A 12,872-nucleotide genomic window follows, 5' to 3' on the forward strand; every position below is an offset into this window, starting at 1 on the left:
GTCGAGACTTGCGACTTCGTCGCGTGCGCTTCGACGGCTCGGAAGCGAGACGGGCCGCGAACTCTAGTGCTCGGTCTCGCTTCGCTCGGAAGGCGTCATCGTGCCTAGTGGTGGCGCTGGTAGCTGAGCTTGCGACTTCGGTCGATGCGCTTCGGCGGCTGTGGAGGTGGGGACGGGCCGCGAACTCTAATGCTCGGTCTCGCTTCGCTCGGAAGACATCATCGTGCCTAGTGGAGGCGCTGGTAGCTGAGCTTGCGACTTCGGTGGATGCGCTTCGGCGGCTGTGGAGGTGGGGACGGGCCGTGAACTCTGGTGCTCGGTTTCGCTGTGTTCGGAAGACATCATCGTGCCGAGGGGTGCGGCGGTGGCGATGTTGCGACTGTGTGGTGAACTTCGGCTGCTCGGCGATCTTGCTGTGCTCGCGAGGGTGTCGCTCGGAGGGTGGGTGGTGCTCTCGTGGCGTTGTTGGATGCACTTGCCGCGTGAGTTGGTTGTGAACGGACTGGTAAGAGTCGTCAGTAGGGGGCGGGGTCAGGAGATGTCGACGAGCATGCTGACTGTTCTTCGCATGTCGGGCGCCATCGGGAGGTTGGGGAGGGCGGTGGCGTCGATCCATGCGAACGCGTCGTGTTCGCCGGGGGCAAGGGCCACCTCGCCTGGCTCTACCTCCGCGACGAAGCTGTACTTGCGGACCCTGGCCTTGGTTCGGGTGGCGTAGTCGAACCCGCCGAGGAAGTCGGTGATGCGGCGTACGCGCAGGCCGGTCTCCTCGAACAGCTCCCGCGCCACGCATTCGGCGAAGGTTTCCCCGGATTCGACTCCGCCGCCGGGCAGTTCGTACATGCCGCCGCGGTAGTCGTCCGGGACGCGGCGCACCACGAGGAGTTTGTGGTCGCGGAACACGGCGACGCCGACAACGAAATCGGAGATGTCGTCGCGGCGCGCCTCGTCGCGCAGCTGCCGCTCGATGTCGGCGAGCGCTTCGGGTCGCATCTGGTTCTCACCTCCGGTTCCGTTGTGGCACATCATGTTATGAAGTCGGCCACCGGCGGAGGGGTGTGCTGCTCCGGTGTCGAGCCGGTCGGCTCGACGATGCGACCTTCCGTTCGGTTCTGCTCGCCTGCCGTTCACCCGCTGGTCGCTCGCGTAAAATGCCGAGTGCAGGACAATTTACTAGGAATTCGGAGTACCGCGACTGAAGTGCTCCTACCCTGAAAGGTGATCGGTGCACGGTCCCGAGAGGAGGACCTTGATGTCCACACTCACGACACCACACATCGATGTCCATCGTGGCGGGGACCGCATGAAAACGCGCGTGTCCTGGCTCGATTCGAAGCACTCGTTCTCCTTCGGTGAGCACTACGACCCGGACAACACCCATCACGGCCTGCTGCTCGTCAATAACGAGGATATTGTTTCCCCTGGTCAGGGCTTCGATACCCACCCGCATCGGGACATGGAAATCGTCACCTGGGTGCTCGGCGGCAGCCTGGTGCACCAGGATTCGCTCGGCCACAGTGGCATCATCTACCCCGGTCTCGCGCAGCGGATGAGTGCGGGCACCGGCATTCTGCACTCGGAGAAAAATGACTCCTGGCGGCTGGACGGCAACAGCGCCGAACACGACGAGCCCGTGCATTTCGTGCAGATGTGGGTGGTTCCGGACGAGCCGGGGCTGACGCCGGGCTACCAGCAGCTCGAGATCGACGACGAACTGGCCGGCGGCGGCCTTGTGACGGTAGCCTCCGGGCTGGCGCGCTACCGCGACAAGACCGCCATCGCGATCGCGAGCAGTCATTCCGCGCTGCATGTGGCCAGAATGGCGGGATCGGAGCCGGAGGACACCGAGCAGACCGTCGACCTACCCGACGCGCCCTACCTCCATGTGTTCGTCGCGCGCGGCGAGGTCGAAATGGAAGGCGTCGGAACGCTCTATGAGGGCGACGCCGTGCGCCTGACCAGGTCCGGTGGCCAGCGTGTCCTCGCGCGCAGGCCCTCCGAAGTGCTGGTCTGGGAGATGCATGCGCGCCTCGGTGCTCAATAAGCGGTGGCCTCGCCTTCGCTCGGGCCAAGCGCGGTTAGTGACCGACTTCGTCGGGCTGTGTTCCAGAGGCGGTGGCCTCGCCTTCGCTCGGGCCAAGCGCGGTTAGTGACCGACTTCGTCGGGCGGTGTTCCAGAGGCGGTGGCCTCGCCTGCGCTCGGGCCAAGCGCGGTTAGTGACCGACTTCGTCGGGCTGTGTTCGAGAGGCGGTGGCCTCGCCTTCGCTCGGGCCGAGCGTAGGGTTTCAGTCCGTGTTCAACATCGGAGCGGTGTTCGCGGCATTAACATCCCTCAGTAGGGAGCGCGATCAGTAGGGGACTGCCGTGCGCGCACGTCCCGCAGGACTGAGAGGAAGTCCATGTCGCAATATCCACCGCCTGGCCAATATCCACCACCCGGCCAATATCCACCACCCGGGCAGTACCCGCCGCAGGGGCCGTACCAGCAGGGGCAGCCCAACTATTGGCAAGAGTCGCCCAAGGGCAAGGGCTTGGCGATCACGGCGCTCGTGCTCGGCATCATCGCCCTACTGACCTGTTGGACTCTCGTCGGCGGCTACCTCTTCGGCACCTTCGCGATCATCTTCGGCCTGATCGCGTTCGTGAAGACGCGTTCGGGCACCGCGGGCGGCACCGGCATGGCCGTCACCGGTCTTATCCTCGGTGTGCTGTCGCTGGCAGCCGCGATCCTGCTGTCGATTGTCGGCTGGAGCTTTTTCGTCAACTCCGGTGGCAAGGACTTTCTCGACTGCGTCAACAAGGCGGGCGACGATCAAGCCAAGGTCGACCAGTGCGCGCGGGAGTGGAACCAGACGCTGGAGAACAAGTACAGCGTGACTATTACGCCTACCCCGACCCGCTGACCCGTCGGCGCCCCGCGCAAGCCCGGGTCGCGGCGACGACCTCGGCGAGTTCGGGGCGAAAGTCGAGCTCGGGCGCCGCGATCCAGGTTCGGTAACCGCTGTGTTCGTCCGCGGGCGAGGGCAGCACGATACTGCTGCCCGGCAGTGCGACCGAGGCGCAGACCCGGAACAGGTCGGAGAACAGGGCCATGTCCAGGTACGAATTGTCGGTGGGCCCTGTCAGGAAGGTCCAGCGGCTCGAGCGCGGGTGCGCGATGATCGGGCCGTTGCGCGCGGCGAGCTGGTCGCGCACCTGCTCGCCGAGCACCGCGGGCATGACCACGGCCCCGACTGCCCCGACTTCCAGCATGATGCGCCCGAGCGCGGGATCCACGACACCGTAGAGCCCGTGGTCCTTGCGGTAGCTGCGGCAGCGCGTGATGGCTTCTTGGACGGCCGCGAAATCCTGTCCGGGCGACATCGGATGCACGCGGATCTGTCCGATCACTTCGTGGCTATCTGTTGTGCTCATGACGAACCTCGCCTCGATGCTCAGTGGATCGAAATGAAGTGGATCGAAATGATTCGTGGAACGGCCGCTGAAATCGACCCTAGACCTGCACAACATGCTTGACAATAGTCACACGCCGGTAAGTCGACCGGCGTAGCATCACCTGTCATGGCACCCGTCTCGCCTACTGTTGCCCGCTGGGAACTGGTGCTTCGCCTGCGCGAATTGCGCGAACAACGGGGCTTCGATTCGGCCACCTTCGCCAAGCGTGTCGGCTTCACCCCGGCCAATTGGTCGCATGTCGAGAAGGGCAGACGGGTGTTGACGACCAACACCATCGGTCCGGTGCTGGAGCTGCTTGAGGTCGACGCCGAGGAGCGCGAGGAATTGCTCGCCTTGCTCGAGGGCAGCAAGCAGCGCGGGTGGTGGGCGAAGTCTTCCGCGCTGATCGGCCCGGAGTTGCAGCGGCTCTACGGCATGGAGTCCGGCGCGCAGAGCATCCGCAGCTACGACAGCCTCGTCGTGCCGGGGCTTTTGCAGACCGAGGACTACGCCCGAGCCCTGATCAGCGCCGATGTGATGATCAGGCCCGTGCAGGTCGAGCAGCTGGTCGCCATCCGAATGCGCCGCCAGGAGCGGTTGCGCGGCAGGAACCGCATCGAGCTGACCGCCGTGATCGGCGAGGGCACTCTGCTGCAGCAGACCGGCGGACCGAAAGTTCTCTACGGACAGCTCGAGCACCTCGCCGCGCTGATCGAGGAGCTCGACAGCATCGAGGTGCGCGTCATCCCCTTCGCCGCCACGGCGGGCGCGGTGCTCGGCGGCTCGAGTTTCCATCTGATCGACTTCGCGGGCGAGCAGCTGCCGACCTTCGGCTGGGCGGAGAGCGCGGTGTTCGGCGGCGCCGTCGACGATCCCGAACAGGTGCGCGATCTGAGCTTCGCGTACGTGCGCGCACTCGAGCAATCGTTGAACCGTGACGAGTCATTGGCCCTGATCAGCCGGTATTCCGGAGTGTAAAATTCTGCCCATGGCCACCACCGCTACCGCCCGGTCGGTTTTCACCGGCTGGTTCACATCGACTCGATCGAACAACGGCAACCAATGCGTCGAGGTCCGGTTCGATGGTGATGCGGTCCTCATCCGAGACAGCAAATACCGCCGCAACCCGGCCAATCACCCCGCTGAAGAGCCCATCATCACCATCACTGCCGACGAGTGGACCTCGTTCCTGGACAGCATTGTTCGCGGGCGCACACACAGCGATCTGACCGCGAGCACCTCCGCCGACGGGCACACCACGCTCCGCCGCGGCGAAACCACCCTCACTTACACCCCCGAAGAGTGGGACGCATTCCTCGCCGGCGTTCACGACGGCGAATTCAACCGCATCATTCTGCCCGCATGATCACTCCCCCGGCCGCGCCGCGGCCGGGGCAACTCTCCGGCACCCGGTCGCTGCGATCGGCATACTGGAGATCGTGACTTCCGAGCTGACCAGTCCCTCCGGTATCGACCTGTCCTACCTCGACGCGGCCGTGCGGGTACAAGACGACCTGTTCGCGCACGTCAATGGCGCTTGGCTCGACACACACGAGATACCGGCGGATCGTGCGGTCGACGGCGCTTTCCGGACGTTGTACGACCAGGCCGAACTCGACGTGCAGACGATCATCCAGAACGCGGCGGCATCCGAATCCGAGCCGAGCAGCGATGCCCGCAAGATCGGCGACCTGTACTCGAGCTTCATGGACACCGAGGCCGTGACGGCCGTCGGGCTCGCGCCGATCGTCATCGAGCTCGCGGCGATCAAGGAGGTCGCCGATCTGAGCGCCTTCGCCGCACTGCTCGGCCGACTGCAGCGCACCGGTGTCGGCGGCGCGCTCGGCTTCTACGTCGATACCGACGACAAGGACTCCAACCGGTACCTGGTGCATGCCGCCCAGTCCGGGATCGGCCTGCCCGACGAGTCCTACTATCGGCAGGACGAATTCGCCGAGATCCGCGCCAAGTACATCGCGCACATCGGCCGCATGTTCGCGCTGGCCGCCGCCGATCCGCAGCTCGCGGGCCTGTTACCGGACGACCTGGACACCGTCGCCCAGCGGGTGTTCGAGCTGGAGCGCAAGCTCGCGGCCGGGCACTGGGATGTGGTGCGCCGCCGCGACGCCGAACTCGGCTACAACCTGACCACCTTCGACGAGCTGACCGCCCAGAACCCCGAATTCGATTGGACCGCGTGGACTTCGGCCCTGGCCGAAAGCGTCACGGCGACCGGCCCCGAGCTCTTCGCGGAAGTGATTGTGCGCCAGCCGGATTATGTGCGCACCTTCGCGCAGACCTGGGCCGCGGAGTCGATGGCCGACTGGCAGGCCTGGGCCGCATGGCGGGTGATCCGCTCGCGTGCGGCGTATCTCACCGACGCGGTGGTCGAGGAGAGCTTCGACTTCTTCGGCCGCACCCTGACCGGTGCGCAGGAGAACCGGGAACGCTGGAAGCGCGGCGTCTCGCTGGTGCAGGACCTGCTCGGCGAGGCCGTCGGCAAACTGTATGTGGCCGAGCATTTTCCGCCCGAGGCCAAGGCGCGGATGGTGGAGTTGGTCGCCAACCTGCAGGAGGCCTACCGGCGCAATATCGCCGAACTGGATTGGATGGGCCCCGATACCAGGGCGGCCGCGCTGGCCAAGCTGGAGAAGTTCACGCCGAAGATCGGCTACCCGGACAAGTGGCGCGATTACTCCGGCATCGTCATCGATCCCGCTGATCTGGTCGGCAACTACCGGCGCGGCTATGCCGCCGAGCACGACCGCGACCTGAACAAGCTCGGCGGCCCGGTCGACCGCGACGAGTGGTTCATGACCCCACAGACGGTGAACGCCTACTACAACCCCGGCATGAACGAGATCGTCTTCCCCGCAGCCATTCTGCAGCCGCCGTTCTTCGACATGCATGCCGACGACGCCGCCAACTACGGCGGTATCGGCGCGGTGATCGGTCACGAGATCGGACACGGATTCGACGACCAGGGCGCCAAGTACGACGGCGACGGCAACATGATCGACTGGTGGACCGACGACGACCGCACCGAATTCGGCAAGCGCACCAAGGCATTGATCGATCAGTACAGCGTGCTTTCGCCGAAGGACCTGCCCGACGAGCACACCGTGAACGGCGAGTTCACTATCGGCGAGAACATCGGTGATCTCGGTGGTCTGTCGATCGCACTCGCGGCCTACAAGATTTCGCTGGCGGGCGCTGAGGCACCGGAGCTCGATGGTCTCACCGGCCTGCAGCGCGTCTTCTTCGGCTGGGCCCAGGTGTGGCGCACCAAGGCCCGCACCGAAGAAGCGATCCGCCGTCTCGCCGTCGACCCGCACTCCCCGCCCGAATTCCGCTGCAACGCTGTGATTCGCAATATCGACAGCTTCCACGAAGCCTTCGACGTCAGGCCGGGCGACAGCCTGTATCTGGACCCGGCCGAGCGCGTCCGCATCTGGTAGCTGCTCGACCGAGCCCCGCATCCCGGGTCACGCCGGGATGCGGGGTGCTCCTGATAGGCCGATGTCAGCGCAGGCGCAGCTCGGTGGCGCCGTCGAAGAAGAAGATCTCGTCGAGTTTGGGCCGCAGCCGCAGATGATCGCCGAGGGCGACCTGGAAGCGGCGGTCCACGCGGGCAACCACCTTGCCGGAGCGGCTGTTCCACTCCTCGGTGACGCCGTGGCTGTAGATGAAGGACTCGGCGCCGAGTTCCTCGAGGAGTTCTGCGGCGACGGCGAGGCTGTCGGGTTCGGTGGTGACCTCCCAGGATTCCGGGCGCACGCCGACGACAACGCGATCGGTCTGCACACTGTGCGGCAAGGGAATTCGCAGGTCGCCCAGCACCGCGGCATTGTCGCGCACCGGTGCGTCGAGCAGGTTCATGCCCGGCGAGCCGATGAAACCGGCGACGAAGGTATTCACCGGATTGTCGTAGAGTTCGCGCGGCGCGGCGATTTGCTGCAGCTTGCCGTCGCGCAGCACCGCGACCCGATCACCCATGGTCATCGCCTCGACCTGATCATGGGTGACGTACACCGTGGTGGTGCCGAGCCGCTTCTGCAGGGCGGCGATCTGAGATCGGGTGCTCACCCGCAGTTTCGCGTCCAGATTGGACAGCGGCTCGTCCATGCAGAACACCTGTGGACGCCGAACGATGGCGCGTCCCATGGCGACTCGCTGACGCTGGCCGCCGGAGAGTTTCGCGGGCTTACGGTCGAGCAGCGGTTCCAGCTCCAGCATCTTGGCTGCTTCGCGCACGCGAACCATGGTGTCGGCCTTGCTCATTCCCGCATTGCGCAGGGCGAAGCCCATGTTCTGCGCGACGGTCATGTTCGGGTAGAGCGCGTAGCTCTGAAACACCATCGCCACGTCCCGCGCCCGAGGCGGCAGCCCGGTGACGTCCTTGCCGCCGATCAGGATTCGGCCCGCCTCGACCGACTCCAGTCCGGCGAGCATGCGCAGGCTGGTCGACTTGCCGCAGCCCGACGGGCCGACGAGGACGATGAATTCCCCGTCGGCGATATCGATGTCGAGGCTATCGACAGCAGGCGTCGGCGCACCGGGATACAGATGCGTCACCCCGTCGAAGTGCACTGTTGCCATACTGTCGATCTCCTTGTGAGATTGCCTGCGCGGTCACGCGGGTTGGCGCCCGGCCGGATGCTCGCGCGTTGTCCGATGAGCGGTTGGTGACATTACTTGGGCAGCTTCGGTGTGATCTGCCGGTCGATGATCGCCTGCAGCTGGCTGGAGACATTGGCGAAAGCCGTTGCCGGGTCAGCGTTCTGCAGACCGATCTGCTCGAGCCCGGTGCCGATGATCTGGTCGCCGCCCGGCACGAACACTCGCGCGTAGTCCTGCGATTTGGTCAGCGGCAACTGCTCGATGGCGACCTTCGCGTTCGGGTTCTTCGCCAGGAAGTCCACCTCGCTCGGATCGGTGACGGCCGACTTGCGCACCGGCATGTATCCGGTGCCCTGCGAGAAGTACGCCGTGTTCGCGGCATTGGTGATGAACTCGATGAATGTGAGCGCGTTCACCTTCCGCTGGTCGGGAATGCGCGCCGGAATGGCAAGGCCCGCTCCACCGGTGGTGACGCCGGGCCCGTTCGGGTGCGGCAGGAACGCGGTGCCGAATTCGAGCTTGCCCTCGGCATTCTTCTTGATGCCCTTCAGGTCGCCGGTGGAGGCGATGGTGGAGGCGATCACGCCGGTGCCGAAGTCGACCGCGATCTGCGGTTTGATGCCCGCGTACTTCTTGGTGTGGATCATGTCGCGCAGGAACTGGCCCGCCGCAATGGTTTTGGGATCGGTGAACTTCAGCGTCCATTGGTCGGAGTAGGCGCCGCCGAAGGTCCAGTTCGGGCCCTGGAAGGTCCAGGCCAGGTAGTTCTTCGCGTCGCCCCAGCCGTGCGCGAGTTTGCCGTCGCCGACGACCTGCTGCAGCTTGGGGCCCCACTCGTCGAATTCCTGCCAGCTCTGCGGTCCCCGATCCGGGAGGCCTGCTTTCGACCACACGTCCTTGTTGTAATAGAACAGCGGTGTCGAGCGAGCGTAGGGCAGCGCGTAGTGCTTGCCGTTGAACACGTAGTCGGCGGCCAGCGAGTCGACGTAGTCGTCCAGCTTCACACCCGCGTCGCCGAAGTGCGCGTCGAGCGGTTCGATGGTGCCGTTGAGGGCGTAGTTGAACCACCAGACATCCGACAGCACAACGACATCCGGCAGGTCGCCGCCGGAGAGCGCCGCATTGAACTTCTGCGATACCTCCTCGTAGTTCTTGCCCGCGTCGACCAGGTTGACCTTCAGGTCCGGGTGTTCGGCCTGGAATCGGTTGATCAGCTCGGTCTCGAGTTCCTTCGAGGTACCAGGGTGGTTCGACCAGAAGGTGATGGTGTTGGCATCGCCGGACTGCTTGCCGCCACCGCCGCTGCCCGCGCACGCGGTGAGCGCCGCGCCCGCGGCGACCGCGCCGGCCAGACCGATGAATCCGCGCCGCGACAGTGCGGGGAATTGTGAAGTGGACACGTGGTTTCTCCTGTATCGGTTAACCCTTGACCGCACCCGAGGTGAGGCCCTTGATCATGTGGCGCTGCAGCAGCAGGAACACCAGCAGAATCGGCAGCATGGTGAGCAGCGTGCCCGCCATCACCGGTCCCCAGTTGGTGACGCTCGGATTCTCGGTGTTCTGCAACAGGGTGAGGCCGACGGGCAGGGTGGCGACAGTGGTGTCGTCGGCCATGAGGAACGGCCAGAGGTATTCGTTCCACTCGTTGACCAGCGTGACCACGGCGAAGGCGACCATGGTCGGCCCGGACATCGGCAGCACCACCCTGGTGAGCAGTCGCCACCAATTCGCCCCGTCCATCCTGGCCGCCTCGATCACCTCCGCGGGCAGCGAGAGGAAATGGTTGCGCATCAGGAACGTGCCGAAGGCGACGCCGCAGAGCGGAACGATGATGCCCTGGAAGGTGTTTCGCCAGCCCAGCTGAGCGATCAACGCGTAGTTGGAGATCACGGTGATCTGGTTGGGCACCATCAGCGCGGCGATAATGACGAGGAACACCACGTTCTTGCCGGGGAAGCGCAGGAACACCAGCCCGTAGGCGCTGAAAATACCGAGCACGAATTTGACCGCGGCGATCACGCCGGTGACGATCAGCGAGTTGCGCAGGAACGTCCAGAACGGCAGCGCGGTGGTGGCTTCTTCGTAGTTCTCCGGATGCCAGCTGTGCGGCCAGTACACGGCGGGTTGGGTGTAGATGTCGGGGCGTGCTTTGAACGAGGTGATGATGATCCAGAACAGCGGCACGCCGACGATGATCAGCACGCACAGCATGGCGGCGTAGCCGAGTAGCCGCACCAGCCGTTGCCGCGCCTGATACGAAGACGTGGTCGGTCCAACGTGTTTCACTGCTCGCCTCGATCCATGATCCGCACCTGGATGAGCGTGATAGTCAGCAATACCAGGAACATGATGGTGGCCACGGTCGCGCCGTATCCGGCGCGGAAATTCCGGAAGGACTCCTCGTAGACCTGGTAGACCATCGTCGTGGTCCCGGTGCCGAGCGGCCCGCCCCGTGTCATCACGTTGATGATGTCGAAGACCTGCAGCGAGTTCAGCAGCACCGTGATGGACAGGAAGAACGTGGTCGGGCGCAGCTGCGGCAGCAGCACTGTGGTGAAGGTGGTCCACCGGCTCGCGCCGTCCATCTCGGCCGCCTCCATCAGATCGGCCCGAGTGCCCTGCAGCGCGGCCAGATAGATGACGAAGGTGTAGCCGAGGTTCTTCCAGATATAGGTCACCGTCACCATGAACATCGCCCAGTGCGGGTCCTGGTAGAAATCCGGCACCTTGTCCACGCCGATGCGGTGCAGCACATCCTGTACTAAGCCGAAGCTGGGATCGAAGATGAACTGGAACGCCACGCCGATGGCGGCGCCGGAGATGACGAATGGCGCGAAGATGGCCGAGCGGACCACATTGCGGCCGAAGAGTTTACGGTCGAGCAGCAGCGCCAGCGCCAGGCCGATGACCATGCTTCCGACGACGGCGGCCAGGGTGAAAACCACTGTGTTGGTGACGATCTGCCAGGAATCCGACCGGCCCCACCACTCGCGGTAGTTGTCCAACCCGATGTAGGTCACGAAGGGGTCGGAGATGTTCCAGTCGGTGAACGACAGCCGGATGTTGTCCAGCAGCGGTCGATAGACGAACAGCGTCAGCAACGCGAGATTCGGTACCAGCAGCACGAAGAACAGCGCGTAGTCCTGCCACGGCCGCCCTCGTAGTCCGCGACCTCGGGGTTGCGGAAGCACACGCTCGGGGCTGGTTCGCACAGCGCGCACTCTACGGAAACTAGCAAACTGTCGGTTAACACTACCTGCCGACCTGCTGAACTTTTCAAACGCTCCCCCGCGACTCCGCGCCTTCTGCCGGACGTCGGGTATTTCGGGGGTGCCGTCGCGGGCCGGCGGTCGGTCGGCTGGTTGAGTTTTGGGTGTACCCGCTGCGTTACCCATGTTCTCCCGAAATCAGTTGTCGCGTCGCAACTATTTCGGGAGCGTACCGGCGATCTGGTCGGTCATGGCGGTGAATGCGGGTAACCTACCTCGAATCAGAATCCGAGGTAGGTTACCCAAGTTTGCCTGATCGGCGTGCTACATGTTCCAGTCGCCGAGGCCGTCACCCGCGCTCAGGGTGCCGCCGTTGGTGTTCTGCACGATGACCGGGTCGCCCTTCTTGGTGTTCTCCAGGAACCACTTGGCGTTCTCGGTGCTCACGTTCAGGCAGCCGTGGCTGGCGTTCGAAACGCCCTGCTGCGAAACCGACCACGGGGCGGCGTGCACGAAGATGCCGCTGGTGGAGATCCGCGTGGCGTACTCGACCTCGAGCTTGTAGCCCTCGGGATCGGTGATCGGGACGCCGTAGGTGGACGAATCCATCGTCATCTTGCGCAGCTGCTCGCCGACGTAGTACGTGCCGTTCGGGGTCTCGTGCTTCGTCTTGCCCATCGAGGTCGGCATTTCCTTCACGACCTCACCGTTGAGGGTGATCGTGATGGTGTGCGTGGTGTCGTCGGCGGTGCTGACCAGCGCGTCGCCGATGCGGAAGGCGCTGCGGGTGTCGCCCGCCTGCACGGTCACGTCGGTGTTGGCCGGCCAGAAGTCGTTCGGCCGCCAGCGCACCTGCTTGTCGCTGACCCAGCGGAAGTGGCCGGGCGTCGGGGTCGACGAGGTGACCTTGATGGCCTTCTCGGCGGTGGCGTGATCGGTGACCGGGTCCGTGAAGTTGATGATGATCGGCTGCGCGACGCCGACGGTCTCGCCGTCGGCGATGTTGATCGACGGCGGCGCGAAGTTCGCCTTCGGCGTCGGATCGGTGGCCACGGCGGAGGAGGAGCCGGAGCCGCCGGGCAGCGGTGCGGCCTGGGCGGGCGCGACCAGCGCGGCACAGGCCGTCGCGATCGCCGCGGACAACAGGACGCCCTGCCGGATCCGGCGGGCTAGCTGCGCTCCCCGGTGTGCAGACGGCAACGACCTGGTGTGCAAAGCGACATGCATAGGTTTCTCGTCCATTCCATTTCTCACCCGCGTGTAGCGCGAGCGAGATCTTTCATAGGCGCGGAGCCTCTGGAGGCACCCCACGAATGTGTTGCGGAACCAGTGACACGGCCCCGCGGATGAAGCGCGGAGCCCATGACGCGGCCCCGCAGGCATTTGACGCACCCGCCCCTGACGTCCATTCCTACCGTCGGTCGCGGCTCGAAGCCACCCGCTTTTCACATTGATCCGCTCCGCGCGCACAATGTGGCGTGCGCCACATATGCCGTTGGCGGTCACCGACTTTCGTAAAAGTTCCCGGTCACACCGGCGAGTCTCGATGCGGATGCGCGGCAGACCGCGTGGACGGTTGTAGCTGACACCAAACAGGTTCGTGATGT

Annotated in this window: 12 protein-coding genes; 5 read left to right on the forward strand and 7 right to left on the reverse strand. The window is 64.9% G+C overall.

Annotated features, from left to right (window positions below):
- Positions 1–531: 531 nt before the first annotated feature.
- On the reverse strand, positions 532–993 hold the full coding sequence (locus ACFU4Z_RS34820) for an NUDIX hydrolase (protein ID WP_379072197.1): 462 nt from the start codon (positions 991–993) through the stop codon (positions 532–534).
- A gap of 259 nt (positions 994–1,252) precedes the next feature.
- On the opposite strand from ACFU4Z_RS34820, the gene ACFU4Z_RS34825 reads away from it, so the two are divergent.
- Positions 1,253–2,044, forward strand: a complete 792-nt coding sequence (locus ACFU4Z_RS34825) for a pirin family protein (RefSeq protein ID WP_379072200.1) — start codon at positions 1,253–1,255, stop codon at positions 2,042–2,044.
- Between the two features lie 356 nt (positions 2,045–2,400).
- Positions 2,401–2,904, forward strand: a complete 504-nt coding sequence (locus ACFU4Z_RS34830; RefSeq protein ID WP_379072202.1) for a DUF4190 domain-containing protein — start codon at positions 2,401–2,403, stop codon at positions 2,902–2,904.
- Here ACFU4Z_RS34830 and ACFU4Z_RS34835 read toward each other — a convergent pair.
- The gene (locus ACFU4Z_RS34835) at positions 2,888–3,415 is read right to left on the reverse strand and encodes a hypothetical protein (protein WP_379072204.1); all 528 of its coding nucleotides are present in this window, start codon (positions 3,413–3,415) and stop codon (positions 2,888–2,890) included. The genes ACFU4Z_RS34830 and ACFU4Z_RS34835 overlap by 17 nt on opposite strands.
- A 147-nt stretch (positions 3,416–3,562) precedes the next feature.
- Between ACFU4Z_RS34835 and ACFU4Z_RS34840 the strand changes: the two genes are divergently transcribed.
- From ACFU4Z_RS34840 to ACFU4Z_RS34850, 3 genes are all read left to right on the forward strand, one after another.
- The gene (locus ACFU4Z_RS34840; protein WP_379072206.1) at positions 3,563–4,414 is read left to right on the forward strand and encodes a Scr1 family TA system antitoxin-like transcriptional regulator; all 852 of its coding nucleotides are present in this window, start codon (positions 3,563–3,565) and stop codon (positions 4,412–4,414) included.
- A 10-nt stretch (positions 4,415–4,424) separates the two neighbouring features.
- Positions 4,425–4,802 carry a DUF397 domain-containing protein gene (locus tag ACFU4Z_RS34845; protein WP_379072210.1) on the forward strand — a complete coding sequence of 126 codons (378 nt, stop codon included), beginning with the start codon at positions 4,425–4,427 and terminating at the stop codon, positions 4,800–4,802.
- A 64-nt stretch (positions 4,803–4,866) separates the two neighbouring features.
- A complete protein-coding gene (locus ACFU4Z_RS34850) occupies positions 4,867–6,894 on the forward strand; it encodes a M13 family metallopeptidase (protein ID WP_379072315.1) in 2,028 nt (675 codons plus the stop codon).
- 64 nt (positions 6,895–6,958) lie between these two features.
- On the opposite strand, the gene ACFU4Z_RS34855 is transcribed toward ACFU4Z_RS34850, so the two are convergent.
- The 5 genes from ACFU4Z_RS34855 to ACFU4Z_RS34875 form a co-directional block, all read right to left on the reverse strand.
- Positions 6,959–8,035 carry an ABC transporter ATP-binding protein gene (locus ACFU4Z_RS34855; RefSeq protein ID WP_379072213.1) on the reverse strand — a complete coding sequence of 359 codons (1,077 nt, stop codon included), beginning with the start codon at positions 8,033–8,035 and terminating at the stop codon, positions 6,959–6,961.
- 92 nt (positions 8,036–8,127) lie between these two features.
- A complete protein-coding gene (locus tag ACFU4Z_RS34860; RefSeq protein WP_379072215.1) occupies positions 8,128–9,456 on the reverse strand; it encodes an ABC transporter substrate-binding protein in 1,329 nt (442 codons plus the stop codon).
- 19 nt (positions 9,457–9,475) lie between these two features.
- Positions 9,476–10,267 (reverse strand): carbohydrate ABC transporter permease, encoded by a 792-nt coding sequence (locus ACFU4Z_RS34865; RefSeq protein WP_379072318.1) that lies wholly within the window; start codon positions 10,265–10,267, stop codon positions 9,476–9,478.
- Positions 10,268–10,338: 71 nt separating this feature from the next.
- Positions 10,339–11,268: a carbohydrate ABC transporter permease gene (locus tag ACFU4Z_RS34870; protein WP_379072218.1), complete on the reverse strand. Its 930-nt coding sequence runs from the start codon at positions 11,266–11,268 to the stop codon at positions 10,339–10,341.
- Positions 11,269–11,589: 321 nt separating this feature from the next.
- Positions 11,590–12,507, reverse strand: coding sequence for an Ig-like domain-containing protein (locus tag ACFU4Z_RS34875; RefSeq protein WP_379072221.1), 918 nt, complete (start codon positions 12,505–12,507; stop codon positions 11,590–11,592).
- Positions 12,508–12,872 lie beyond the last annotated feature (365 nt).

Origin of the sequence: Nocardia sp. NPDC057440 (genome assembly GCF_042802915.1) — a bacterium.
In the GTDB taxonomy this organism is placed as follows: Bacteria; Actinomycetota; Actinomycetes; order Mycobacteriales; family Mycobacteriaceae; genus Nocardia.

Bases quoted from the DNA above. Each gene is read 5' to 3' on its own strand.
- ACFU4Z_RS34825 (WP_379072200.1), top strand. From the start codon at position 1,253: ATGTCCACACTCACGACACCACACATCGATGTCCATCGTGGCGGGGAC.
- ACFU4Z_RS34830 (WP_379072202.1), top strand. From the start codon at position 2,401: ATGTCGCAATATCCACCGCCTGGCCAATATCCACCACCCGGCCAATAT.
- ACFU4Z_RS34840 (WP_379072206.1), top strand. From the start codon at position 3,563: ATGGCACCCGTCTCGCCTACTGTTGCCCGCTGGGAACTGGTGCTTCGC.
- ACFU4Z_RS34835 (WP_379072204.1), bottom strand. From the start codon at position 3,415: ATGAGCACAACAGATAGCCACGAAGTGATCGGACAGATCCGCGTGCAT.
- ACFU4Z_RS34865 (WP_379072318.1), bottom strand. From the start codon at position 10,267: ATGCTGTGCGTGCTGATCATCGTCGGCGTGCCGCTGTTCTGGATCATC.
- ACFU4Z_RS34875 (WP_379072221.1), bottom strand. From the start codon at position 12,507: ATGGACGAGAAACCTATGCATGTCGCTTTGCACACCAGGTCGTTGCCG.
- ACFU4Z_RS34845 (WP_379072210.1), top strand. From the start codon at position 4,425: ATGGCCACCACCGCTACCGCCCGGTCGGTTTTCACCGGCTGGTTCACA.
- ACFU4Z_RS34820 (WP_379072197.1), bottom strand. From the start codon at position 993: ATGCGACCCGAAGCGCTCGCCGACATCGAGCGGCAGCTGCGCGACGAG.
- ACFU4Z_RS34855 (WP_379072213.1), bottom strand. From the start codon at position 8,035: ATGGCAACAGTGCACTTCGACGGGGTGACGCATCTGTATCCCGGTGCG.